Genomic DNA, 22,925 nt, shown 5'->3' with positions numbered 1-22,925 from the left:
TCGTCAGGACCGCGAGGTCTGCCAGATCTGCAAGGTGCAAGGTCTGCCGGGTCTGCAAGGTCCGCCAGGTCTGTAAGGTGCAAGGCCTACAAGGTCTGCCGGGCCTGTGAGGCCTGGAAGTCTGTGAGGCCTGGAGGTCTGCTGGGTCTGCGAGGCACGGCGGAACTCACGGTTTGTGGGTGACCCAGAGCAGTTCCGCCGGCCAGCGGTGTGCCCAGTCGGGTGGGTCGGTCTCGTTGTAGCCGTTGGGTGTTCCGGGCTCGGGCCGCGGCTCGATGAGGTCGTCGATGACGAGACCCGCGCCGCGCAGGACCCTGACCCAGTCGCCGTAGGTGAGCTGATAGCTGGTCGCGCTGTCGCCTTCGGCGATGGTGTCCAGCCCGAAGTAGTCCTGTTGCAGCGTCGTGGTCACGCGAGCGGCGGCTTCGTCGTAGCAGGCTTCGAACCACGGGCTGGCGACGTTGAACACCAGGCGTCCGCCTCGGCGCAGGACGCGTGCGGCCTGCGGGACGGCCAGGTGCGGGGGCGCCTAGCTGAGACCGCCGAAGTCGCAGAACACCAGGTCGAAGCTGTCGGCGGCGAAGGGGAGTCGTTCGGCGGCGCCTTGCACGAGCGGGTAGCGGGCCGTTCCCATCGCTCGGGCCGCTGCGGCGAGTTGGGCTTCGGACAGGTCGAGCCCGACCACGGTGGCGCCCTCGGCGGCGAGCGCCCTGGACCACTGGCCGGCGCCGCAGCCGAGTTCGAGGACGCGTTTGCCGGTGACGTCGCCCAGGGCGTGCAGGTGCGAGTCGGGGATGGAGTACATGCCCCACAGCCGGGGTGCGGCGCCGATTTGCGGGTCGTGCTCGTGCTGGTAGGCGCTGCTGATCCGGTTCCAGAGCCGCCGGTTGGCGGGGATGCTGTCCACGTGCCGACTCCAGCACCGCCTGCCGGGGGCCGTCAACACGATTACGACTTGGTACGCGATTGAGGTCGGGGCGTGCTGGCCCGGCGGATTGGCTGGTGGTGATCAACCGGCCGTGCGCTGGTAAGGCACCAGTTCGGTGCTCGTGCGGCGCCGGGCCGGTCTGCGGGCGGCGCGGTCGGAGACCAAGCCGACGATGGCGGCGTGCGTCTCAGGGTAGTACTCGCGCCGTCCGATGTACCGCTGCAGCGGACGCCACTTCTTCTCTTCGCCGATGACATGCTCCACGCAGATCCGCCTGGAGGACTGGCTTCGGCGCCGCTCACACCAGGCATGCTCGGTGTTCTGCTTCTTCTTGCCGGACACGAACGCCTTGCGGCCTGCTCGTCCGGCGCGGGGACGGCGGACTTGCACCTCGGTGCCGTCAACGCGCAGGCCGACCCCCTCGGCCTCGGCGTAGGCGAAGACGAGGCCAAGGTGCGCAGCCGCACGCCGGGCTGCTGGGGGACGGCGAAGCCACGCCGAGCCGGCAGCGGACGGATCTCGTGGATCGCGCGGGTGACGGTGGGCCGGGTCATCCCAGACAGCTTGGCCCGCGCCGCGTGCGGCAGCCGCAGATAGACCAGGGTGACCAGCACCCGGTCACGAAGACCAGCTGGTGATCGGGTCCGGCACCAGCCGCCCGCTGACGATCGCGCCCGCGTCGTTCCCGGAGCGCGGCTTCGCACCGCGCCGTCCTCGGACCGGCCAATTCCTCGATCAGATCGCCGAGATGCGCCCGGTCAAGGCCACAGAAGGCAGGGTGGGACATGACCGCGCGGGCGGAGAAGGGCGTCACAATCCACTCAACCCGCGCGGCCGTCGTCATGTCACGGCCGGCCCCGGGCCGCCGGGTACCACGTCGTCAGGGACGCCTCGGGCCGTGCCCGGCGCGTCAGCCCTGGAAGGCGGGCAGGGCCAGGAGGCAGGCGCCGCCGAGGAAGAGCGCCGCGACGACCAGGAAGAATGTGAGGGGGCGCACCTCGTCCCTCACCCACTCCGGCCGGCGGACGACCGCCCGCTCCGGGTTGCGCGGATCGTAGGCGACCTGGATGGAACGGCCCCCGTTGCTGCCCCGGACGTAGCGGGTCACGCCGTCGGTGGCCACGTACGCGTTGGTGGTGGTGCCGTGCCGGTAGACGTGCCGCCCCGCCACGGTGACACCGTGGCGGGGCAGGTACCACCGCCGCCACACCATGGGGATGCCCGGGGCGGCGTAGGTCGCGATGGCCACGCCGGGCATCCCGACCAGCAGGGTGGCGATGGCGCGGCTGGGGTCCTCGCCGACGGGCCACACGAGCGCGGCGAGGAGCGCGACCAAAGCCGCGGCGCCGAACCCCCCGCGGATGTACGCGGCCGGCGTCGCGTCGTCGTCCGGCAGTTCGGTCTCGTCGACGGCGACCCTGAGGCTGCGGGTGACGACGAGCGTGGCGCCGTCGACGGCCTCGTCGCCTGCGGCGCGGGCGGGCAGCGCGGCGTTCACCGCGTCCGCGAAGATCACGGCGGCGGCCGCGCTCACGTCCTCGACCCGGTACTCGGTCGGCGCGGCCCCGGCCGGCGCGGTCAGCTCGACGGCGACCCGGCGCTTCTCGGCCCGGACCCGGGCGATCGCCGCGAAGGGGATCCGCAGCTCCTCGTCGGGGCGGCGCAGCGTCAGCGCCTCGCCGTCGCCGCGGAGTTCGGTGTCCTGGTCACCGTGGAGCACGGGCAGGGGCGAGGTGATCGACATGCGCGTGATCGTACGGGCCGCCGTCCCGCCTGGTGAAGAGGGTGTGGGGGTTCCGGAAGGGTTTCGTGGTGCCGTACGGTTCGTCCCCATGGTGGTCATCGTCGTGCTCTCGCTGTTCGCAATCGCCGGGCCGGTGGCCTGCGTCTTCGGCCTGGTGCTCACCAGAGTGCTGAGCGCGGAGCGGAAGCAGATGCGGGAGCTGGCCGACTCCGGCGTCGAGACGCAGGCGGAGCTGGTGAGCCTGGTGCCGACGAGCACTCCCGGCTCCGTGAACACCCTCTACGAGTTCAGGACCGGGGACGGCGAGCGCGCCACGCACAGCAGGTACGAGATCGCCGGCCCCGGGTTCGTGCTCGGCGACCCGTACCCTCTGGTCCATCACCCGAGCGACACGAAGCTCGTGGTCATGGGGACGATGGCGAACGTCCGCAAGGAGCTGAGGTCCCGCGCCCGCACCGTGCGCAGGATGCGGATCTTCTCCCTCTGCTCCTTCCTGGCCGGCGCGCTGGCGTTCACGGGCATCCAGTTCCTTCCCTGACGCCGTCCCCGCCGCGTCAGCCGGCCGCGCGGGCCGCCCGCCACTGGGGGCGAGGAGTGACCAGATCTCGATGTCGTAGCGCCTGCCGCGGTACGGGTAGCTCTCCCGGAGCGCGCCGTCCTTCGTCATGCCGAGGCGCCGGGCCACGCCGACGCCGGCCTTGTTGCCAGCGGCGACGAGCCATTCGACGCGGTGGATGCCGCGCTCCTCGACCGCCCAGTCGCCGATCACCCGGGCGGCGCGGGAGACCAGGCCCTTGCCGACGGCGGCGGGCTCCAGCCAGCAGCCGGCCTCCGCGGTGCCGAGGGAGACGTCCATGGCGCGGAACGGACAGGCCGACGAGGGTGCCGTCGGCCCAGATGCCGTAGATCCGGCCGGTGTCGGATACGGCCTTGTCGGCGTAGGCGCGCAGGAAGACGCGGGCCGCGTCGAGGTCCTTGTTGGCATCCGCCGGTGCGATGTACCGGCCGATGAACTCGCGGCCCCAGTCCATGGGGGCCAGGAACTCCTCCACGCGCCACGGCTCCAGCGGCCGCAGTTCGGCGTCGTCACCCAGTCGGATCGCGAACATCGTCGTCAGCGCATTGCTCGGCTCCCACCTCGGTCCGGCCCTGGCCCACGCCCCGGTCCTGCCCTGGCCCACGCCCCGGTCCGGCCCCGGCTCACGCCCCGGTCCTGCCCTGGCCCACGCCCCGGTCCGGCCCCGGCTCTCGCCCCCATCCTGCCCTGGCCCACGCCCCGGTCCGGCCCGCGACCGCCCGCCGGGCGAGACTTAGGCCAGCCACTCCCGAAGCAGCGCCTCGCGCTGCGACACGCGGGGCGAACCGCCCTCCCAGCTGCGGCCCCACTCCGACATCGCCGCGAGCGTGGTGGCCATGGTGGCCGCGCCCTCCGTGAGGCGCGACAGGAGGGTGCGGGAGAGCTCGACCTCGGTGGACGAGTAGCCGACGGCCGCCGCCACGTACGCCTTCAGGGCGTGCTCGCCGTCGCTCGATCCGACGGACAAGGTCATCAGCGGCGGCGCCTCGCCCGTCAGGGTCGGACCCACGGGTGCGGCGAGGTTCATCACCGTGTCGAGTGCCGCTTCCGTGAACGCGCCGACCTGCCGCATGAGGGTCTTCACGGGCACGTCCGACACCGTAAGGGCGTTGACGTCCTCCCACAGGTAGAGCCCGTCCTGCCCGTCGCCGAGCGCCAGCACACCGTCGGCCGTCAGCCGTACTCCGGGCGCCATGCCGGACGGCTTCGCCCCCACGTAAATGTCGCCCTCGGCGATCCAGAACAGGCCCACCATGGCCATGCGTTGCTCGATTCCCCCGACGACGGCTGCGCCGTCGAGTCACACATCAAACGATCAGGTCACGTCCCGGAACGCGCCAAGGCGCAGAAGAGTTCCCGATCGGGGGCCCGCGTGGCCTCTTCGGTCCGGAGAGTGCTCCCAGCAGAAGATCCGATGTCAGGATTTGCCAGATTCTCGTCCGATCGGTGCCCTACGGTACGGCCATGCCGCGCAGTGTGTCGCGGTCAGTGAGGAGGCCTCCTGTGTCATCGCCCTGCGACCCCCGGCACGCTCCCGCCGGCGATGTGGGTGCGGCGCTCATGGTGATCGACTCCCGGCTCAAGGCCGTCTACGACGGCAGGACCGGCGTCGACCCCGAACAGCAGCAGCTGATCGACCAGTTCGTCGCCTCGTTAGGGCCGAAGGAGGTCCACGACCTCCTCGACGGCGCGTGCACGCTCATCTTCATGTTCATGAAGTGGCTGCGGCTGGCGCACGAGGACCACGGCAAGGACGTCATCGAGTACGTGGTGCCCAGCCTCGTGGCCGCGATGCGGAACATGCCCAAGAGCGTCCGGCCCGAGGTCATCCCCACGATGGCGGGCCTGGTCGTGGCGGCGGGCACGGGCCTGAGCCCGAGCCTGTGGCGCAAGCAGTTCGGGGACTGGACCAGCGAGGAGATGAACCCCCTGGAGGCGACGGCGTTCCTGCTCGCGGAGCACATCAACCGGATCACCGACGACCGCGACTTCGCGAGCCGCCTGATCACCGATGCGCTCACCGGCGTGGACCAGGACCGGCGGCGCGGGGGTCTGTAGTCCCCGCATAGCGTTCACCTGCAATCCATTGCAACGGTATCGAGGCTCACGTTGCATTCTCCGCGATTTCGTTGCAACGATTTTCTTGCTGTCACCTGCTATTTCTCGCTTGTTGCGCAACAAGGACGTTGCCGGATGGGTGAAGGCAACGTAGCTTTTCCCATGTCGGAAACACCGACAGCGACAACGGGAACAACGACGAGAACAAGGAACCCGCCATGCAGAAGTTCGCCACCCAGGCCACCACCTCCACCCTCTCCGCCCTCCTCGACATCCCCGCCGGCCACATCCGCGTCATCGCCGCCGACCGCACCGACGCCGTCGTCGAGGTCCTGCCCGCCAACCCGGCCAAGAGCCGCGACGTCAAGGCCGCCGAGGACACCCGCATCAGCTACGCCGACGGCGTCCTGACCATCACCGCCCCCGAGGCCGGGAACCAGCTCTTCGGCCCCTCCGGATCCGTCGAGATCACCGTCCAGCTCCCCACCGGCTCCCGCGTCCAGGCCAACGGCGCCGCCGCCGACTTCCGCGGCGTCGGACGCCTCGGCGACGTCACCGTCACCGCCGCCCAGGGCCCCGTCAAGCTCGACGAGGCCGCCAGCCTCCACACCACCCTCCAGGACGGCGACATCACCATCGGCCGCCTCAACGGCCCGGCCGAACTCAGCACCATGCGCGGCGACATCCACATCGCCGAAGCCGAGCGCGGCACCGTCACCCTCAGCACCCAGAAGGGCGACATCACCATCGGCGCCGTCGCCGGAACCTCCGCCACCCTCGACGCCGGCACCTCCTACGGCCGCATCCACAACAGCCTCAACAACACCGAAGGCACCGCCGCACCCCTCGCCGTCCGCGCCACCACCTCCTACGGCGACATCACCGCCCGCAGCCTCTGACCAGGAACTGACAAGAGCTTCGTTAGCCTTGCGCCTTCGTCGTCCCACACCTCGAGGAAGGCTCCGGAAGAACGTGAAGGTCCTCATCGCCGGTGGAGCCGGCTACATCGGAAGCACCGTCGCCTCGGCCTGCCTGGACGAGGGGATCAGCCCGGTCGTCCTCGACAGCCTCGTCACCGGTCGAAGGGAGTTCACGGACGGCCGGGCCTTCTACGAGGGCGACATCTCCGACGGGGCGCTGATCGACCGCGTCTTCTCCGAACATCCCGACATCACCGCGGTGGTGCACTGCGCGGCACTGATCGTCGTGCCGGACTCCGCCGCGAACCCGATCGGCTACTACGAGGCCAACGTGGGCAAGAGCCTCGACTTCCTCCGGCACCTCCGGCGGAACGGCTGCGACCGCCTCGTCTTCAGCTCCTCGGCCTCCATCTACCAGGCCGAGGACGGCTCTGCCGTCGACGAGGACGCCCCGCTGGGGCCGCAGAGCCCGTACGCCAGGACCAAGGCCCACTGCGAGGGCATGTTCGCGGACATCGCCGCGGCCGGACAGATGCGCGTCCTGTCGCTGCGCTACTTCAACCCGATCGGCGCCGACCTGAAGATGCGTACGGGGCTGCAGCTGAAGCGGCCGAGCCACGCGCTCGGCAAGATGATCTCCTGTCACCAGGAGGGCGTGGCCTTCCCGGTCACCGGCACCGACTACCCCACCCGGGACGGCAGCGGAATCCGGGACTACGTGCACGTGTGGGACCTGGCCCGGGCCCACGTGGCGGCGATCCGCCGCTTCGACGCCCTCCTGACCGAGGCGACGCCGTCGACGGCGATCAACCTCGGCACGGGCTCGGGCACCACCGTGCGGGAACTGTGCGCGGCCTTCAACCGGGTCGTCGAGACGCCGTTGGCCACCGTCGACACCGAGCCGCGCCCCGGCGACGTGGCCGGCGCCTACACCGACAGCGACCGCGCCGAGCGGCTCCTCGGCTGGGCACCGCAGTTCTCCCTGGAGGAGGGCATCCGGTCCTCCCTGGACTGGATCCCGGTGCGCGACGACATGCTCCGGGACTGACGTCCGCAGCGCCCCGCCCAGCGGCGCCCTCGTCCCGCGGAACCGGCCCACCCCGAGACGGACACCGGCCGGCGGCTCGCCGGGCTGAGAGCTGCTCCGCCCTCGCGGGCACGCGCTGCGCTGCCGCGTGAGCCCCGGTTCTTCCGGTTGCGGGTCCGGTCCGCAGGGACCGGGATGGTCGCCTGGATCCCGCGTCGACGCAGGTGAGCCCCCGGTTGCCCCGGGAGCCGCATGCCGTGTCGGCCCGGAACGGCTCATGGACCCGATCCCACGGCCCGTACCGCGCCGGAACGTCACGCCAGGGGGCGCCGGTCCGGGTGCGCCCCCGTATGCCGTCTGCCAACTGCCGTCGTGTCCACACCGGCGGACGACCTGGCTTGATGCCCTGCGGCAACAACGGTTCCTGGGTCCTGTCGTCGAACTCCCGTCGTCGCGCGGCAGGCGGGAGTTCGACGACAGGACCTAGCCCAGGAGTGCCGCCGTGCAGTGCTCGGTGAGGTCTTCGGCGTGCGGTGGCAGCGGGGTACCCGCGCGGAGGTGGCGGCGGACCACCGTCAGCGGAAGGTCGACGAGCGCCAGGGTGATGCGGTCCCGGGCCTGTTCGTCCTGCGCGCCCAGCGCTTCCGCGAGGCCGGCCAGGGCGGCGAACACCCGTTCGTTGCCGGAGTCCGCGCGCCGGGCGTGCTCCTCGAACCAGTCGGCGCGGCCGAAGTCGGCCGCCCCGTAGAGGAGGAGGGCCGCCTCGTCCGGGTTCTCGCGGCACCAGGCCACCACGTGCCGGGAGGCCGCGCGGGCCGCCCGCCGGGGGTCGGGCTCAGCGGTCAGGACGGCGAAGTAGCCCTCCTGGAAACGCTCCACCGTGCGCAGCCACACCTCGGCGAGCAGCGCCGTGCGCCCGGCGAAGCGGTGGTACACGGAGCCGCTGGGCGCGCCGACGGCCTGGGCGACGGCCGACATGGTCACGGCGGCGGGTCCGCCGGAGGCCGCGAGTCGGACGGCGGCGTCGAGGAGCTGGTCCGTGTCGAACCGGGGTGGTCTCGCCATGAATCAGAGAGTACTCTCCAATTAATTGGAGACGGGTCTCCAATACTGTGGAGGGGAGGACGCATGGGCGTCCACAACGTGCACGAGCGCCTGCTGCCCGCGAAGGAATCCGAGGTGGGCGCGCTCATCGACACCCTGGCGAGCGGGGAGGGCGACCGGCTGTGGCCCGGCGCGGCCTGGTCGCCGATGGCGTTCGACCGCGCCCTGGGCCCGGGCGCGGTGGGCGGCCACGGCCCGGTGCGCTACACCGTGGCCGGGTACGCGCCCGGACGCTGGATCCGCTTCGAGTTCACCGGGCCCCGCGGCTTCCACGGCTTCCACGAACTGGCCGTGCTCCCCGTCGGCCCGGACCGCACGCGGCTGCACCACACCCTCACGATGGCGCCCAGGGGTCTGGCTCGACTGACCTGGCCCCTGGCCTGGCGCCCGCTGCACGACGCCTGCCTGGAGGACGGCCTCGACCGCGCCGAACTCGCCTGCACCGGTACGGTGCGACGCCCGGCCCGCTGGTCGCCGTACGTGCGCCTGCTCCGCGCCTTGGCCGACGCCGCGATGCGCCGGGAGGCGGTGCGAGCCGCCCGACGTGGCGGCGTCCGGTAGCGGACGGGGTTCGGGGCCTTGGCATGCCCCGCTCCGCGACCGGCACCACTCCGGATCAGCGGCACAGGCCCCGGAGGGTGTCGCCACGGTGATCTTGGTAGTGCACTATGCAGTTCGCGCGCATCGAGATCCGGGCGCGGGAAGTTTGGGGGGTCTGATGGAACGTCGTACGGTCCTGCGTGGTCTGGTGGGTCTACCGGTCGGGGCGGTGGCCGCCGTGGCCGCCGCCCCGACCGCCCGGGCGGACTTCACCACCACCGTGAATCCGGCGGCCGACTGGGGGACTTGGGAGGGCTGGGGCACGTCGTTGGCCTGGTGGGCCAATCAGCTGGGTCCCCGGGAGGATCTGGCCGACGTGCTGTTCAGCCGGAAGACCGTCCAGTTCCGCGGGCAGTCGCTGCCCGGCCTGGGAATGAACGTGGTCCGCTACAACGCCGGTGGCTCGGGGACGAACAGCATCGGCGGCAGGACGATGAAGCCCTCGCCGACGCTGGACGGGTTCAAGCAGATCGAGGGCTACCAGCTCGACTGGTACTCGGCCGACCCGCAGTCGGCGAGCTGGAACTGGTACGCCGACGCGAACCAGCGCGACATGATGTGGCTGGCCAGGGACCGGGGCGCCGACAAGTTCGAGCTCTTCAGCAATTCGCCGATGTGGTGGATGCTGAAGAACGACGATCCGCGCGGGGCGGCGGACCCGCTGACGTGCAACCTGCAGGACGGGAACTTCGGCCGCCACGCGGCGTACCTGGCGACGGTGGCGCGGTACGCACACGACCACTGGGGCATCGACTTCACCTCCGTCCAGCCGGTCAACGAGCCGGGGGCCAGCTGGGGCGGATATCCGGCGGGCTTCATCGGCGGACAGGAGGGCTGTCACTACGACCGGCGCCAGCTGGCCGAGATCATCCGGCAGACCCGCACCCAGCTGGACGCCCGAGGGCTGCAGTGGATGATGGTGGCGGGCCTCGACGACTGGGGCGTCGGCAGCGCCGTGTACCACTGGAAGAACAACTCCGACTTCGACGCCGCCACCCGCGCCGCTGTGGGGCGGGTGAACGTCCACGGCTATGAATTCGACGGTGACCGCGCCGCGCTGTACTCCGCCGTGGCGGCGGACGGCAAGAACATCTGGATGTCCGAGTACGGCGACGGGGACACCAGCGGCCTGTTCCTCGCCCGGAACCTCAATTTCGACCTGCGCTGGCTCCACCCCACGGCGTGGGTCATCTGGCAGATCCTCGACTGGGAGAACTACGGGGCGATCACCCTCACCAACGGGGTGATCGGCGCCGTCAACCCGAAGTACTTCGTCCTGGCCCAGTACATGCGCCACATCCGCCCCGGCATGAGGATCATCGACGCCGGCCATCCCGACGCCGTCGCGGCCTACGACAGCGTCGGTCGCAAACTCGTCATCGTCGCCGTGAACCACGGCGAAGGGCAGTGGCTCGACTTCGACCTGTCCAGGTTCACCACGCCCGGTCAGGACGGCGCCGTCGTCGACCGTTGGGCCACTGGTACGGACGCCGGCGGCGAGCGCTACCAGCACCACACGGACACCTTCGTACGAGGCAACCGGTTCTGGTCCTACTTCAACGCCCGCACCGTGCAGACCTTCGAGGTCTCGGACGTCCACCTGTAGCGGGTAGAGCCCGTCCTGCCCGCGCGGCCCGTCCGCCGGCCGCGAGGGCAGGACGGCCTTTCACCGCCCGGCGGGCACGGTGTCCACGTCGCCGCGCAGGCCCAGGCTCCGCTCCTCCGCGTCGGACAGCCAGAAGAAGACCGGCGGCAGCACGAGTTCGATCACCGTCAGGGCGATCTGGAACCACTGCGGCCAGCCGTGTACGGCCAGCGAGACCAGTCGGCCCACGCCGCCCAGCAGGAAGACGCCCGCCAGCCACCGCACCGCCCGGGCGGGGACCGGGCGCTGCCGCGCGGTCCAGAGCCAGGCCAGTCCGTAGCCGGCGAAGGCGGCCCCCATGAAACGGCCCCAGCTGTCGACCGTCGCCCCGGCGGAACCGGCGCCGGGGAGCGCCGCGTTGCCGAGTGCCACGTGGAACAGCCCGATCGCCACGCAGGCCCAGCCCATCAGCTGTGTGAGTGCGCGCAGAGCGCTGGCCATGATCCCTCCAAGCCGGTCGGCGAAGCTTAGTAGACACGCGTCTACTACCTTGGGCGCTCTAGTGGACTCATGTCAACTAAGCTTCGTCCGTGCCTCCCCGCCAGCGACTCACTCCCGCCGACCGCCGCGCCCAGCTCCTCGCCGTCGGTGCACGGCTCTTCGCCGCACACCCCTACGCCGACGTGCTGATGGAGGACGTCGCGGAACAGGCCGGTGTCTCCAGGGCCCTGCTCTACCGTCACTTCCCCAGCAAGCACGCCCTCTTCGCGGCCGTCTACCAACAGGCGGCGGACCAGCTGCTCGCCGACACGCGGATCGACCCCGCCGACTCCCTGGTGGAACAGCTCATCCAGGGCATGGACGTCCACCTCGACTACTTCGTGGCGAACCGCAACGCCGTCCTCGCCGCGAACAGGGTTCTCGCCGGCGACCCCGTGATCCAGACGATCATGACGAACGAGCTGGACGCACTCCGCGCCCGGCTCCTGGCCGTGCTCCCGCTCGCGGACGACAGCGCCCGCGAGGCCGTGTCCGGCGTCCTGAAGAGCTGGCTGGTCTTCGTCCAGGTCCTCTGCGTCGACTGGCTCACCACCGAGACCTGCACCCGCACCCAGTTGCGCGACATCTGCGTCGGCGCGGTCCTCGGCGCCCTCCGGCCGCTGCTCCCCGAGGACCCCGCCCCCGACTGGCCGCCCCTCCCGTGATCACCCTGCCGCCGTCTCGGCCAGCCGCGCCTCCGCCCCGTTGAGGAGCGTGTCGAGCACGACCGGATAGGCGCTGAGGTTCATCCGGTGCGCCAGCAGGTGCGCCGTGGCGGCGATGTGCGGATGGGTCTCGGCGGGGAGCCGCGCGTACGTCGAGGTCCACATGTCCTCGTCCGCCTCCCGGGCCTCGTCCTTGATGGCCAGCGCGCCCGCGTCCAGGGCGGCGAAGGCCAGCGCCAGGTCGATGAAGGCGTGGTAGACGCCGACCGCCTCGGCGTCGCCGAAGCCCGCACCGCGCAGGATGCCGAGGATCGTCTCGTCCACCGCGATCTCCCGCGGCCGCCCGGTGACCCGGCTCGCGGTCAGCACGGCGGCCTGCGGGTGGGCGAGATAGGAGGCGTGGATGGCCAGACCCAGCGCACGCAGGTCGGCCCGCCACTTCCCGGTGGCGGTCCAGCCGTCCAGGGCCCGGCCCATCAGCTCCTCGCCGATGGCCCGGGTCAGGTCGTCCAGGCCGGCGAAGTACCGGTACAGGGTGCTCGGATCCGCGCCGAGGGCGGCGCCCAGCCGGCGGGCGGTCAGCCCGGCACTCCCGTGCTCGCGCAGCATCCGCAGCGCCGTCCGCACGATCAGCTCCTCCGACAGCACCGTGCCCTGCCGGGTCGGCCGCCGCCTGCGCCGCTCCGCCTCCGGAACCACCTTCTTCGCCATCGTGCCCCTCGCACCGGCCGTCCTTACGCCAACGCCGTAGACCTTAACAACCGGCCTCGTGTTGCATCGGGACGTGCCCGGGCGCCCGCCCGGACCGCCTCGACAGAAGGGTGTGTGACATGCGCGTACTTCTCGTGGGTGCGGGCGGCGTCGGAACCGCCGTCACCCGGATCGCTGCCCGCCGTGACTTCCTGACCCACATGGTCGTCGCCGACTACGACCTGGCCCGCGCGGAGACGGCCGTCGCCGCGCTCGGACCGCAGGACGACCGCTTCAGCGCCCGCCGACTCGACGCCTCCGACGAGGCCGCCGTACGCCGCGTCCTCGTCGAGCAGCGCTGCGACGTGCTCCTGAACGCGACCGATCCGCGGTTCGTGATGCCCCTCTTCCAGGCGGCGCTCGCCGCCGGCGCGCACTACCTGGACATGGCGATGTCGCTGTCCGTGCCGCACGCGACCGCGCCGTACGAGCAGTGCGGCGTGAAGCTCGGCGACGAGCAGTTCGCCCTCGCCGCGGCCTGGGCGGACGCCGGCCGCCTCGCCCTGGTCGGGATGGGCGTCGAACCCGGCCTCTCGGACGTCTTCGCCCGGTACGCGGCGGACGAACTCTTCGACGACATCGAGGAGCTCGGCGTCCGCGACGGCGCGAACCTCAGCGTCGAGGGCCACGACTTCGCGCCCTCCTTCAGCATCTGGACCACGATCGAGGAGTGCCTCAACCCGCCCGTGGTGTACGAGAAGGAGCGCGGGTGGTTCACCACGGCCCCGTTCAGCGAGCCGGAGGTCTTCGACTTCCCGGAGGGCATCGGCCCGGTGGAGTGCGTGAACGTCGAGCACGAGGAGGTGCTGCTGATGCCGCGCTGGGTCGACGCACGCCGGGTGACGTTCAAGTACGGCCTCGGCGACGACTTCATCGCCAAGCTGAAGACCCTCCACGAACTGGGACTCGACTCCACGGCCGAGATCACGGTGCCCGGCGCCGACGGCCCCGTGCGCGTCTCCCCCCGCGACGTCGTCGCCGCGTGCCTGCCCGACCCGGCCACGCTCGGCGACCGGATGACGGGCAAGACCTGCGCGGGCACCTGGGTCAAGGGAACGAAGGACGGCGCCCCGCGCGAGGTGTACCTGTACCACGTCGTCGACAACGAGTGGTCGATGCGCGAGTACGGTTCCCAGGCCGTGGTCTGGCAGACGGCCGTCAACCCCGTGATCGCCCTGGAGCTGATGGCCGCCGGTACGTGGAAGGGCAGCGGCGTCCTCGGCCCCGAAGCACTGCCTCCCCGGCCGTTCCTGGACCTTCTCACCGCGTACGGATCCCCCTGGGGCCTGCGCGAGGAGCGCTGAGCAGCCACGGATCCCTGTTGATCGCGGGGCGGGCATGGGTGATGATCCCGGGCGTGTCTATTCTCGTATCCGCCCTGATCATCGGCCTGATAGCCGTGGTGATCGGCACGTACCGCATCCGCGCCCGCTCCCGAAGATCCGCTCGACCCGCCGTCGACACATGGGTCCGCGACTCCTTCGTCCCCGCCGCCTACGGACTGCTCCCGCGCGAGGTCCTGGACGCCGGACGCGCCGGACCCGCGCAGCCGCTCCACCGTCTCAAGGAGATGCAGGCCGTCGCCGACTCCGCGTGGAGCGGCGACTGGCGCCCGGCGGCCTCGTACGTCGCGGCCGCCGGTGACGACTGGGACGAGCGCTGGTCCCGCACCGAAGTGCTCCAGCAGATCGCGTGCGAGAACGACGACTGGCTGGAGGCCTGGCGGGCCGAGCAGCCGGACAACGGCGACGCCGCGACGCTCCACGCGAGCGTGCTCCTGCACCGGGCCTGGGAGATCCGCGGCGCCGAGTACGCCCACAAGGTTTCCGACGAGCGGATGAAGCAGTTCCAGGCGATGCTGCCGCAGTCGATGACCGCCGCCGTCGACGCCTCGCGCATCGACCCCCGCAACCCCGGCCCCTGGGTCGTCATGATCACCGCGGCGCGGGCGCTGTCCTACTCCCACAACCAGTTCCGCGCCCTGTGGGCGGGGCTGACCACCCGCGCTCCGTTCCACTACTCCGGCCACTGGCAGGCCCTGCAGTACTGGTGCGGCAAGTGGCACGGCTCCGACCGGCTGATGCTGGACTTCGCCCGGCTGGCCGTCGAACGCGCCCCCGCCGGAAGCCCACTGGCCGGAATGTACCTGCACGCCTTGCGGGAACTGGACGGCCGCGGCGGCACCGGCGGCGCGCGGGCACGCAAGTCCCGTGAGCTACTGGAGCGCGTGGCCTGGTCCCTGGGACACGTGGCGCCCGACAACGAGGCCCTGCCGCGGCTGCGGCACCTGCTCGCACACTACCTCCTCGAGGCGCGCAGCCATGACGCGGCGCTCGAGCAGTTCCGCCTGATCGGACGCTGGTGCGGCGCCCACCCGTGGAACGAGTCCGGCGACCCGGTCGCCGCCTTCGACCACGCGCGCGGCCTCGCCGCCAAGGGGGCGAAGCCGCAGGCGCACCCCAAGGGCACGGCGACCATGTCTCTCTGACGCCCGCCCGGCCACCCGCACGCACGACCGCACGCACGACCGGCCGGACGTGGGAGCGCGGATGGCCGTCAGGCCGTCAGATCGGCACGTCATCGCGCGGTCGGATGGCCGGCGGTCGGGCGGTGAGGTGGTCGGGCGGTGAGGTGGTGACATGGTGAGTCGGTGACGTGGTGAGGCGGCCCGCGGCCGTCGCGGCCGCGTGTCAGGCGGCCGCGGGTCAAGCGGAATGCAGGACCTCGAGCAGCGCCGCGCCGAACTCCTCGGGGCGTTCGACGTGGACCGAGTGTCCGGCGCCGGCCACGGCGACTTCGCGCACCTTGCCGCCCGCCGCCGCGTAACGGTCCAGGACGTGCCGCGTCTGCGCCACCATCGGCTGCGCCGGAGTGCCGTCCCATCCCGGTACGGCGCCGATCGAGCCCAGGTGCGCCAGGTCGAACATCGAGGTGTCCGAGACGATGACGTCGTCCTCGCCCCGCACCCACAGCACCGGCGGCTTGGGATCGACCAGGTGCAGGTCCGCGACGCGGAAGTGGGTCGGGGCGAGGCAGTTGAGCACGCCGCGGGTGCCGGGCGCGATCCCCGGCCAGGCGTCGGACGCCGTGCTGTCGCCGGGATAGTGGTCGTCGCCGGTGCGCGTGGTGAGCATCGACTCGACGTACGCGTCCTCGTGCGCGGGGCGCAGCGGAGGCCTGACGTAACAGGTCGTGAGGACGGAGCGCGGTGAGAGCGGCGAGTCCTCACCGCGGTCGCCCTCGGCGAGCAGCCGTACGAACTCCGGATTGGCCGTCCCGCCGCCCGACCCGGCCCCGTCCGCGGAGTTGAGGACGCCGTCCACCCCGTGCGTACCGCCGAATCCGTACGGGGACACCGGGTTGAGCAGCGTCAGGGAACGTACGGCGGCCGGGTGGTCGCGCAGGTACTGCATGACCACGCCGCCACCCATGGACCAGCCGACCAGGTGCACCGGGCCGACGTCGAGGGCGTCGAGCAGCGCGGTGAGGTCGTCGGCGTAGTCCCGCAGGCCCCTCGTGGCGTCGACGGGCAGCGGATCGGTGCCGCCGAATCCGCGCAGGTCGACGGCGACGGGGCGGTAGCGGTCGGGGAGCGCCGTCATGGTGGTGTGCCAGAACGCGGAGGAGGAGACGTTGCCGTGGACGAAGACGACGGGCTCGCCCGCGTCTCTCGCCTCGGTGATCTGCTGCGTCAGTCTGGCGGTGGCGACGCGGCGGGTGCGGAGTGTGGTCATGTCGGGTCCCGTGCTCATTCTCGAGGTCCTTCAGGAGAGCCAGGTGGCGACCTGGGCGGCGGCCGAGCCGTGCCAGCCCAGCTCGAGGTGGTTGGCGCCCGCGATGGTGACCTTCCCGCCCACCGTCGGGATGCCCGTGCTGTCCAGCGCGCTGGAGACGAAGACGACGCCGTCGCTGGGTCCGCGGTTCTCGTTGAAGATGCCGAGGACGTCGGCGGATCCGCCGGCCAGGAGGTAGGTGGTGACGGAGGCCGGCACTCCGGCGCTGTGCAGCGGGCCGATGAGCGAACCGGCGTCCACGGCCGCCTGGATGCCGCCGCCGGCGGTGTAGAAGCCCTGACCGCCGTAGTACGTCGTGTACCAGTCCTGGGCGGCGCCGTCGACCCCGTACACCCCGTCCCAGCGCGCCAGCATCTGGCGCTGACCCGGGTAGTTGTCGTGGCCGCCGGACGGCGTCATCGAGAACTCCGGATGCGCGGTGTACGTGCCGTAGCAGGTCATGTGGGAGTGCGGGGAAGGGGCGTTGACCTTGCCTCCGCACTCCGGCCAGATCGAGAAGTCGTGCGCCCAGCCATGGGCGTACGGGTAGTCGTAGCCCCCGTTCGGGCCGCCGAGGGTGACCAGCCGGCGTACGTCACCGGCGTACGCCCGACCCCAGCTCGGCTTCAAGGACGACACGTACGCGCGGGTCGACATCTGGCCCTTGCTCCAGCCGACCAGGTCCACCTTGGCGACGCCCAGCTTCGCCTTGATGACGGCGATCGCGTCACCGACGACCTGCGCCTGCATGAGGTTGTCGCCCTGCTTGTGCGCGAACCCGACGGCGAAGACCCGGTGACCGCGCCCGGCGAGGTACTGCATCAGCCCGGTCGAGGGGCAGGAGGCGGCACCGCAGCCGTAGCCGCCCGCCTCACCGGGATTGGCCCAGGCGCGGTCCGCGGTGTCGTTCGCGCCGTGCACGAGGAGGACGGGCGTGGTGCGGCTGCCGGAGTTCCAGCCGGGGGCCGAGTAGAGCAGGAACCGGTCCGAGGAGGGCCGGGCCACGCCGCCGAAGTACGTCAGGCGCTTGCCGTCCTGATCGCCGCGGCCGTCCGGCGGATAGCCCTCGGTGCGGAATCCGGTGGTCGTGTCGCGATACCGCTCGACGCTCTCCCAGCCGTTCGTGACGGTTCCGGCGCCGTAGCTCGCCTCGAGCGTGAGGTACGAGGGCGGCGCGGCCGCGGCAACACCTGTGGCCGTGGTCGTGGCAGTGGCAGGGGTCGTGTCTGTGGCAGGGGTCGTGTCTGTGGCAGGGGTCGTGTCTGTGTCTAAGTCTGTGGTCGTGGTCGTGGTCGTGGCAGTGGTCGTGTCTGGGGCCGTGCCGCTCGCGGCGGCGGGCGACGCCACGACGGCCGCGGCGAGGACCCCGACCGCCGCCAGGACTCGGGCGGCCCGCAGCCGCCACCGGCGCCCCGGACCCCGTCTGTCGGCCATGCCCGGCCCCTCCCCGCTCATGCGCACACGGCGCGGCTGTCCGACGTCCGTCCGGCCATCGGGTGCACTCACGCTAGGTGGGCGGACGGACGCCAGGGCATGTGGGGGAGCCACACAAAGCGTGGCGCGGGTATGGAGTGTGATGGCGCGGAAGAGGCCTGGGGTGAGATGACGGCGTGGTGGCGAGCGGCCTATGGGGTGGGGCCCGCCTCGGCGTCCGCCTCGTTCTCCACCTTCCGTTCCCGTCCTCGCCCCTGGCCCTCGCTCTGGGGTCCGCGCTTCCGCCCCGTCAGGCCGGCAGGTGCCCTGCGGCCTCGGCGGCGGTGTAGGAGGAGGCGAAGGTGAACGCGCGCGGGGACGGCCCGTGCGTCCGCAGGTCCGCCAGCCGCTCCAGGGCCTCACCGACCGTCGGGAGGTGCCCGGCGGGGACCCACCAGAGCACCAGGTGCGCCTCGACGTGCCGTTCGAACCAGTCGCGGCGTCGGCGCATCACGTCCAGATGACCGCTGCGGTAGGCGAAGTCCCAGAGGGCTTCCTGGTTCTCCCACACCGACAGGTTGACGATGACGTTCTCGCCCGCCGGGCGCAGACCGGTGGCGTCGGCCGCCCCGTCCTCGACGAGACGCCAGACGAAACCGGGTGCGCTGTCGGCGGCGGCGTTGACCGGGTCGAGCATCTCGACGAACGGCGCCACGCGCGGGTCGTCGAGCGGGTGAAGGAGCGTGGCGACGTTGAGTTGGGCGAGATGGGCGGCAGGCTCGGAGGGGGTCATGGCCTCATCCCAGCACGGAGCGCTTTTCTATGTCAACGTTCATTGCTTTTAGATGTCTCGACCACCACGCAGCATTCCCCCGGCCGGGCGTCCATGCGTGCCCGGACGGAACCGTCCGTGCCGAGCAGCCCTTCGAGGAGGGCGAGGTTCATGCCGCAGACGAGCGGGGGGAAGCGTTCGGCGACGGCGTGGAAAGGACAGTTCCGCATACGGACGACAGGCGCGACCGCGCCCGTTGCCGGCCCGCTCGCCCCAGCCGGCCCGGTCGCACCCGTCAGGCTTTCGATGTCGTCGTGATCGCCACCCTCGGAGGCTTCCTCCAGGTACGGCTCGTAGCCGCGGGCGGTCAGGATCTCCAGGGCCTCGTCAAGGCCGCCGCAGGGCGCAGCCGAACCCCGCAGGGCCTCACCCCGCCGGCGCGCCGCCACGCAGAGCCCGGCGTCCAGCCCGGCCTGCTCGGCAGCCTCGGCGAGCAGCTCGGCGGCCGTGCGGTAGTCGCGGGCGGGCAGCGACACCGAACGCTCACCCGCGGCCCGCGTGTACACCTTGGCGGGCCGCCCGGCACCCGGCCCGGTGCGCCCCGTCAGGCGTCGGCTGCCGCTCTCCAGCAACCCGGCTTCGGTCAGCTTGTCCAGATGGTGCGCGGCGAGCGTGCGCGTCACCGCGGCCGCCTCGGCGGCCTCGTTGCGCCCGACCTCACGGCCCTGGGCGACCACGTATTCGTACAGGCGGCGTCGCACTGGATCCTGCAAGGCCGCGATCGCGTCGATGTCCTCCATCTGGCCATTCTAGGAACAACGCGTATACGAAATAGAAGCTGGGCGGCCGGGCAGCGGAAGCTCCCAAGGGTCCGGAACCCGGCGCCCGCTCCCGTCCTCAGACCTCGAGCCGGGAACCGCTCACCTGCCGCGTGGTACCCGGCGGGAGGCGCCGCCTCGCCGCCGGTCGGTACGGGGCCGTGATCGGTAGAGGGGCGTGATCGGTGCGGGGCAGTGAGTGGTACAGGGCCGTGATTGGTATGGGGCCAAGACCGGTACGGGTCCGTGATCCGTACGGGGCCGAGAGTCGCCGGGCGAGTGGCTAGCCCCTCGCGTCGGGCTTCCACTCCTGTGCGAGCAGCCCGAGCAGCACCTCGTCCAGGAACTCACCCATCACCCAGGCCGAGGAGCGCAGGACGCCCTCCCGGACGAAGCCGTTGCGCTCGGCGGAGCGCAGCATCGCGGTGTTGTCGGACAGCGTCTCGATCTGCAGCCGGTGCAGCCCGCGCACGACGAACCCGTAGTGGCACAGCGTCGCGACCACGTCGGTGCCGTAACCCTTGCCGCGTGCGGACGGCAGCAGGCCGAGGCCGATGTGTGCGCACCGGCTGTGGGTGTCGATGCCCCACAGGTTCGCGGAGCCGACCAGCGTGCCGCCGTCCAACTCGATCACGGAGAAGGAGACGCTCCCCTGCGCGGTCTCGTCCACCACGAGCCGCGGGTCCTTCGAGCCGGGCGTGATCGGTCGCCACGGCCCGGCTTCGGCGCGGGATGCGTTGACCACGTCGTCGTAGAGCTCGGTCCGCAGGATCGGTATGTCGTCCTCGTGGCGGGCCCTGAGCCCGACCTTGCTGCCTTTCAACATGCAAGTTTCTTATCCGACCGGGTCGTTCGGCGGCAAACCAATATCGCCGCCGTCCCGACCGGAGCGGCCGTCTCGACCGGCGCTGCGGGGTCGGGGCCTCCGGCCCGCCCTCAGTCGCCGTCGAGAGAGATGGTCAGCCGGGCGGCCACGGTGGTCAGGGCCGCGCCCAGGGGGAGTGCGACGCGCGTGAGGGCCTGACGGTCACCCCGGGTCGGATCCTGGTTGACGATCAACACCGACTTTCCGGCCTCGGCCGCCTGACGCACGAACCGGAGGCCGGACATCACCGTCAGTGACGAGCCGAGAACCAGCAGGGAAGACGCCTCCCGGACCAGCCTGCGGCAGTGCTCGACGCGCGGCGCCGGAACGTTCTCGCCGAAGAACACCACGTCCGGTTTCAGGACGCCGCCGCACACCGTGCACGGCACGACGCGGAAGTCTCCGACCTGCTCGTCGGTGAGATCCGCGTCGCCGTCCGGATTGATTCCGGCCGCGACCGGCTCGAAGCCGGGATTCGCCTCCTCCAGCCGCTGAGCCAGTTCCCTGCGTGAGCTCAGGGCCTGGCACGAGAGACAGACGACGCGGCTGAGGCTGCCGTGCAGTTCCACCACGTCCTCACTGCCGGCCGCCTGGTGAAGACCGTCGACGTTCTGGGTGATCACGCCCGACAGCAGGCCGTGCCGCGCGAACGCCGCCACGGCCCGGTGCCCCGCGTTGGGGCGAGCACGGCCGAACGTGCGCCAGCCGAGGTGGCTGCGCGCCCAGTACCGGCGCCGAGCGTGCACGCTGCCGGTGAAGTCCTGGTAGGTCATCGGGGTGTGCCGGCTCAGGCTTCCGCCTTCACCCCGGTAATCGGGGATGCCCGACTCCGTCGAGATGCCGGCCCCGCTGAGCACCACCACACCACCGGCGCGCAGGGCGTCGGCGACGGGCTGCAGATCCGTGGTGCCCGGCGGCAGGTCTTCCGCCGGGGTCCAGCTCAACGTAGGGCGCGTGCGCATGCCGCCAGGGTACGAGACGGTCCGTGAGACCGAGGCCTCCCGGACCGACCGCGCCCGCCGAGCCGTGGGTGCCGATTCGTGCCCGCCGAGCCGCGGCCCCCGGGCGTGGGCGGCACCCATGGTCCCCGAGCCGTGCCCGCCGAGCCGCGGCCCCCGGGGCGCAGGCGGCGAGCCATGGCGTGCAAGCCGCGGCTCTGAGCCGTGCGCGTCGAGCCGCGGCCCTCGAGCCATGGCCTTCAAGCCGTGAACGCCGAGCCGTGGCACCCGAGCCGCGGCCCCCGGGGGCGACCGGCGAGCCAGGCCAGCAAGCCGTGAGCGCCGCCCAGTCGCGGCTCCCGAGCCGTGTCAGCTCATGACGAGCAGCCGGGTGTTCGGCACGAGCTTGCGGTTCACGCTGGTGCTCTGCACGAAGATCGTGTAGTCGTCGTTGTGGTCCGGCTTGATACGGACCTCCTCGTCGGGCAGGCCGAGCAGTGCCCGGGCCTCGGGTCCCGTGTACACGCGGTCGGTCTTCTTCTCCAGCACCGCGATCTGCTTGCGCGCCTGGATCTTCTCCGACTTGCTCAGCTGGTAGAAGGCGCAGCCGGTCCGGTAGGTGTGCCCGGACTCGGTGACCCAGTTCCGGATGGCGGCATCACGGGTGACCGGGATCAGCTGGTACTGCGACGCGTCCACCGGGGTGAGGCCGGCGGCCTTGATGGTGTCCTTGTTGACCGCCTCCGCGCCGGTGGAGAACACCGTCCGCGACCCGCGGATGCCCTTCGTGCGGCCGATCATGAACTTCTCGGTGGCCTCCTGGATGACCTGCCCGGCCTCCTCAAGGCCCCGGGTGCTCGTCGCGTCCCAGATGGCGATGTTGTCCTTCGGGAAGCCGCAGCTCATGGCCTCGCGCTTGCCCATCTGGTCCGGCACGAGGACGGCCAGCGTCCAGTTGTCCTGCTGCGTCTCGATCATCTCGGCCACAGCCGCCGTCAGAGCGCGCGGATCCCTGGAAGGGGTTCCAGGGCAACGGTGGCTCGCGTTCTCCTGCCCGTCCGTCAGCACGAACGTCAGGAAGCTGTGGTCACCGTACAGTTGGGCCGTCTGTGCGAGCTCGTGCTGGGACTTCAGCGCGGCCGCCAGCAGCGCCGTCATCCCGCCGACCCGGTAGAGCTGCTTCAGCGACGGCATCCGCAGCACGTCCTTGTCGTAGATGACGCACTCCACCTTGTCGGCGAAGACGTACACCGTGACTCGCGTCTCCTGGTCCAGCTCCCGCGACCGGCGGGCGAGGTAGGCGATCTGCTGGTCGGCGACCTCGACGACCTTGTTCCTCAGGTGCGACATGGACGAGCTGGCGTCCAGGACGAGAGCGACGTGGTTGATGTAGTTCTGGCTTACGGACAAGACAGGCCCCCTCTTTCCGACTTGATGCTCCTACCGTCTCATCCACCACTGACAATCGATCTTGGCTCTGGGGAGCGCGCCAGCGACGGCCACCCCGGCGGACCTGCAGACGGGCCTGCGTGTGGACCTGCAGCCGGACCGGCCGGCGGACCGCCCGATGGACCGGCCGATCGCCGGTGGGTCTCCGGACGCCACCGAAGGGCTGGTCGATGGACCAGCCGGCGGTCCGCCCGATGGACCGGCCGATCGTCGGTGGGTCTCCGGACGCCACCGAAGGGCTGGTCGATGGACCAGCCGGCGAACCGGCTCGCCGCACCGCCCGACCGCCGCAGGCCAGGCCTACGACCTCGGCATCGGGCGCATGATTCGCCTCCCGCGGGGCAGCGGCGCTGGAGCAACCGGTTGTACGAGGGTCAGGCCGCCGGTGCGACGGCCTGC

Annotated in this window: 21 protein-coding genes and 4 pseudogenes; 9 read left to right on the top strand and 16 right to left on the bottom strand. The window is 71.4% G+C overall.

Annotation, left to right across the window (positions count from 1 at the left end; genetic code table 11):
- Nucleotides 1–166: 166 nt before the first annotated feature.
- From ACFY8W_RS24035 to ACFY8W_RS24025, 3 genes and pseudogenes are all read right to left on the bottom strand, one after another.
- Nucleotides 167–907, bottom strand: a pseudogene (locus ACFY8W_RS24035) (class I SAM-dependent methyltransferase).
- A gap of 102 nt (nucleotides 908–1,009) precedes the next feature.
- A pseudogene (locus ACFY8W_RS24030) lies at nucleotides 1,010–1,715 on the bottom strand (hypothetical protein).
- A 123-nt stretch (nucleotides 1,716–1,838) separates the two neighbouring features.
- Nucleotides 1,839–2,672: a hypothetical protein gene (locus tag ACFY8W_RS24025; protein ID WP_391108705.1), complete on the bottom strand. Its 834-nt coding sequence runs from the start codon at nucleotides 2,670–2,672 to the stop codon at nucleotides 1,839–1,841.
- Nucleotides 2,673–2,760: 88 nt separating this feature from the next.
- Between ACFY8W_RS24025 and ACFY8W_RS24020 the strand changes: the two genes are divergently transcribed.
- Nucleotides 2,761–3,210 (top strand): DUF3592 domain-containing protein, encoded by a 450-nt coding sequence (locus ACFY8W_RS24020; RefSeq protein WP_391108702.1) that lies wholly within the window; start codon nucleotides 2,761–2,763, stop codon nucleotides 3,208–3,210.
- Nucleotides 3,211–3,226: 16 nt separating this feature from the next.
- Here ACFY8W_RS24020 and ACFY8W_RS24015 read toward each other — a convergent pair.
- A pseudogene (locus ACFY8W_RS24015) lies at nucleotides 3,227–3,781 on the bottom strand (GNAT family N-acetyltransferase).
- 201 nt (nucleotides 3,782–3,982) lie between these two features.
- Entirely contained in the window at nucleotides 3,983–4,510 is a 528-nt protein-coding gene (locus tag ACFY8W_RS24010) for a hypothetical protein (RefSeq protein ID WP_391108700.1), read from the bottom strand.
- 242 nt (nucleotides 4,511–4,752) lie between these two features.
- Here ACFY8W_RS24010 and ACFY8W_RS24005 point away from each other — a divergent pair, with 242 nt between their 5' ends.
- The 3 genes from ACFY8W_RS24005 (at nucleotide 4,753) to galE (ending at nucleotide 7,275) form a co-directional block, all read left to right on the top strand.
- Nucleotides 4,753–5,307 (top strand): hypothetical protein, encoded by a 555-nt coding sequence (locus ACFY8W_RS24005; RefSeq protein ID WP_391108697.1) that lies wholly within the window; start codon nucleotides 4,753–4,755, stop codon nucleotides 5,305–5,307.
- A 218-nt stretch (nucleotides 5,308–5,525) separates the two neighbouring features.
- On the top strand, nucleotides 5,526–6,206 hold the full coding sequence (locus ACFY8W_RS24000) for a DUF4097 family beta strand repeat-containing protein (protein WP_391108694.1): 681 nt from the start codon (nucleotides 5,526–5,528) through the stop codon (nucleotides 6,204–6,206).
- Between the two features lie 73 nt (nucleotides 6,207–6,279).
- A complete protein-coding gene (gene galE, locus ACFY8W_RS23995; protein ID WP_391108692.1) occupies nucleotides 6,280–7,275 on the top strand; it encodes a UDP-glucose 4-epimerase GalE in 996 nt (331 codons plus the stop codon).
- Between the two features lie 301 nt (nucleotides 7,276–7,576).
- Here the strand turns inward: galE and ACFY8W_RS23990 are convergent.
- A pseudogene (locus ACFY8W_RS23990) lies at nucleotides 7,577–7,636 on the bottom strand (hypothetical protein); the annotation flags it as partial.
- Nucleotides 7,637–7,737: 101 nt separating this feature from the next.
- Nucleotides 7,738–8,319 carry a TetR family transcriptional regulator gene (locus tag ACFY8W_RS23985; RefSeq protein WP_391108689.1) on the bottom strand — a complete coding sequence of 194 codons (582 nt, stop codon included), beginning with the start codon at nucleotides 8,317–8,319 and terminating at the stop codon, nucleotides 7,738–7,740.
- 63 nt (nucleotides 8,320–8,382) lie between these two features.
- Between ACFY8W_RS23985 and ACFY8W_RS23980 the strand changes: the two genes are divergently transcribed.
- On the top strand, nucleotides 8,383–8,919 hold the full coding sequence (locus ACFY8W_RS23980) for an SRPBCC family protein (protein WP_391108686.1): 537 nt from the start codon (nucleotides 8,383–8,385) through the stop codon (nucleotides 8,917–8,919).
- Between the two features lie 157 nt (nucleotides 8,920–9,076).
- Nucleotides 9,077–10,564 carry a glycoside hydrolase gene (locus ACFY8W_RS23975; RefSeq protein WP_391108685.1) on the top strand — a complete coding sequence of 496 codons (1,488 nt, stop codon included), beginning with the start codon at nucleotides 9,077–9,079 and terminating at the stop codon, nucleotides 10,562–10,564.
- Between the two features lie 60 nt (nucleotides 10,565–10,624).
- Here the strand turns inward: ACFY8W_RS23975 and ACFY8W_RS23970 are convergent, their stop codons facing one another.
- On the bottom strand, nucleotides 10,625–11,044 hold the full coding sequence (locus tag ACFY8W_RS23970; RefSeq protein ID WP_391108682.1) for a DUF4345 family protein: 420 nt from the start codon (nucleotides 11,042–11,044) through the stop codon (nucleotides 10,625–10,627).
- A gap of 89 nt (nucleotides 11,045–11,133) precedes the next feature.
- Between ACFY8W_RS23970 and ACFY8W_RS23965 the strand changes: the two genes are divergently transcribed.
- Entirely contained in the window at nucleotides 11,134–11,748 is a 615-nt protein-coding gene (locus ACFY8W_RS23965) for a TetR family transcriptional regulator (RefSeq protein ID WP_391108680.1), read from the top strand.
- Here the strand turns inward: ACFY8W_RS23965 and ACFY8W_RS23960 are convergent, their stop codons facing one another.
- The gene (locus ACFY8W_RS23960) at nucleotides 11,749–12,459 is read right to left on the bottom strand and encodes a TetR/AcrR family transcriptional regulator C-terminal domain-containing protein (protein WP_391108678.1); all 711 of its coding nucleotides are present in this window, start codon (nucleotides 12,457–12,459) and stop codon (nucleotides 11,749–11,751) included.
- A gap of 119 nt (nucleotides 12,460–12,578) precedes the next feature.
- On the opposite strand from ACFY8W_RS23960, the gene ACFY8W_RS23955 reads away from it, so the two are divergent.
- The gene (locus tag ACFY8W_RS23955) at nucleotides 12,579–13,802 is read left to right on the top strand and encodes a saccharopine dehydrogenase C-terminal domain-containing protein (RefSeq protein ID WP_391108675.1); all 1,224 of its coding nucleotides are present in this window, start codon (nucleotides 12,579–12,581) and stop codon (nucleotides 13,800–13,802) included.
- A 53-nt stretch (nucleotides 13,803–13,855) separates the two neighbouring features.
- Nucleotides 13,856–14,986: a hypothetical protein gene (locus ACFY8W_RS23950; RefSeq protein ID WP_391108672.1), complete on the top strand. Its 1,131-nt coding sequence runs from the start codon at nucleotides 13,856–13,858 to the stop codon at nucleotides 14,984–14,986.
- A 217-nt stretch (nucleotides 14,987–15,203) separates the two neighbouring features.
- Here the strand turns inward: ACFY8W_RS23950 and ACFY8W_RS23945 are convergent, their stop codons facing one another.
- The 7 genes from ACFY8W_RS23945 to ACFY8W_RS23915 form a co-directional block, all read right to left on the bottom strand.
- The gene (locus ACFY8W_RS23945) at nucleotides 15,204–16,250 is read right to left on the bottom strand and encodes an alpha/beta fold hydrolase (RefSeq protein ID WP_391108669.1); all 1,047 of its coding nucleotides are present in this window, start codon (nucleotides 16,248–16,250) and stop codon (nucleotides 15,204–15,206) included.
- A gap of 12 nt (nucleotides 16,251–16,262) precedes the next feature.
- Nucleotides 16,263–17,705: an esterase/lipase family protein gene (locus ACFY8W_RS23940; protein ID WP_391108666.1), complete on the bottom strand. Its 1,443-nt coding sequence runs from the start codon at nucleotides 17,703–17,705 to the stop codon at nucleotides 16,263–16,265.
- A 289-nt stretch (nucleotides 17,706–17,994) separates the two neighbouring features.
- Complete coding sequence (locus ACFY8W_RS23935) at nucleotides 17,995–18,477, bottom strand: DUF3291 domain-containing protein (RefSeq protein WP_391108663.1); 483 nt, start codon at nucleotides 18,475–18,477, stop codon at nucleotides 17,995–17,997.
- Between the two features lie 32 nt (nucleotides 18,478–18,509).
- Nucleotides 18,510–19,256: a helix-turn-helix domain-containing protein gene (locus ACFY8W_RS23930; protein WP_391108660.1), complete on the bottom strand. Its 747-nt coding sequence runs from the start codon at nucleotides 19,254–19,256 to the stop codon at nucleotides 18,510–18,512.
- A gap of 301 nt (nucleotides 19,257–19,557) precedes the next feature.
- Nucleotides 19,558–20,100, bottom strand: coding sequence for a GNAT family N-acetyltransferase (locus tag ACFY8W_RS23925; protein ID WP_391108657.1), 543 nt, complete (start codon nucleotides 20,098–20,100; stop codon nucleotides 19,558–19,560).
- Nucleotides 20,101–20,210: 110 nt separating this feature from the next.
- Nucleotides 20,211–21,101, bottom strand: coding sequence for an NAD-dependent protein deacetylase (locus tag ACFY8W_RS23920; RefSeq protein WP_391108654.1), 891 nt, complete (start codon nucleotides 21,099–21,101; stop codon nucleotides 20,211–20,213).
- 345 nt (nucleotides 21,102–21,446) lie between these two features.
- Entirely contained in the window at nucleotides 21,447–22,487 is a 1,041-nt protein-coding gene (locus ACFY8W_RS23915) for a vWA domain-containing protein (protein ID WP_391108651.1), read from the bottom strand.
- Nucleotides 22,488–22,925 lie beyond the last annotated feature (438 nt).

This window comes from Streptomyces sp. NPDC012637 (genome assembly GCF_042954805.1).
Taxonomy (GTDB): Bacteria; Actinomycetota; Actinomycetes; order Streptomycetales; family Streptomycetaceae; genus Streptomyces.
Note: the sequence above shows the minus strand (reverse complement) of the source record. Positions and strands in the feature narration are given on the sequence as shown.

Coding starts and splice junctions, on each gene's coding strand:
- ACFY8W_RS23960 (WP_391108678.1), bottom strand. CDS start 12,459: ATGGCGAAGAAGGTGGTTCCGGAGGCGGAGCGGCGCAGGCGGCGGCCG.
- ACFY8W_RS23920 (WP_391108654.1), bottom strand. CDS start 21,101: ATGCGCACGCGCCCTACGTTGAGCTGGACCCCGGCGGAAGACCTGCCG.
- ACFY8W_RS24000 (WP_391108694.1), top strand. CDS start 5,526: ATGCAGAAGTTCGCCACCCAGGCCACCACCTCCACCCTCTCCGCCCTC.
- ACFY8W_RS24010 (WP_391108700.1), bottom strand. CDS start 4,510: ATGGCCATGGTGGGCCTGTTCTGGATCGCCGAGGGCGACATTTACGTG.
- ACFY8W_RS23925 (WP_391108657.1), bottom strand. CDS start 20,100: ATGTTGAAAGGCAGCAAGGTCGGGCTCAGGGCCCGCCACGAGGACGAC.
- ACFY8W_RS24025 (WP_391108705.1), bottom strand. CDS start 2,672: ATGTCGATCACCTCGCCCCTGCCCGTGCTCCACGGTGACCAGGACACC.
- ACFY8W_RS23970 (WP_391108682.1), bottom strand. CDS start 11,044: ATGGCCAGCGCTCTGCGCGCACTCACACAGCTGATGGGCTGGGCCTGC.
- ACFY8W_RS23955 (WP_391108675.1), top strand. CDS start 12,579: ATGCGCGTACTTCTCGTGGGTGCGGGCGGCGTCGGAACCGCCGTCACC.
- ACFY8W_RS24020 (WP_391108702.1), top strand. CDS start 2,761: ATGGTGGTCATCGTCGTGCTCTCGCTGTTCGCAATCGCCGGGCCGGTG.
- ACFY8W_RS23935 (WP_391108663.1), bottom strand. CDS start 18,477: ATGACCCCCTCCGAGCCTGCCGCCCATCTCGCCCAACTCAACGTCGCC.
- ACFY8W_RS23945 (WP_391108669.1), bottom strand. CDS start 16,250: ATGAGCACGGGACCCGACATGACCACACTCCGCACCCGCCGCGTCGCC.
- ACFY8W_RS23930 (WP_391108660.1), bottom strand. CDS start 19,256: ATGGAGGACATCGACGCGATCGCGGCCTTGCAGGATCCAGTGCGACGC.
- ACFY8W_RS23980 (WP_391108686.1), top strand. CDS start 8,383: ATGGGCGTCCACAACGTGCACGAGCGCCTGCTGCCCGCGAAGGAATCC.
- ACFY8W_RS23975 (WP_391108685.1), top strand. CDS start 9,077: ATGGAACGTCGTACGGTCCTGCGTGGTCTGGTGGGTCTACCGGTCGGG.
- ACFY8W_RS23940 (WP_391108666.1), bottom strand. CDS start 17,705: ATGGCCGACAGACGGGGTCCGGGGCGCCGGTGGCGGCTGCGGGCCGCC.
- ACFY8W_RS23985 (WP_391108689.1), bottom strand. CDS start 8,319: ATGGCGAGACCACCCCGGTTCGACACGGACCAGCTCCTCGACGCCGCC.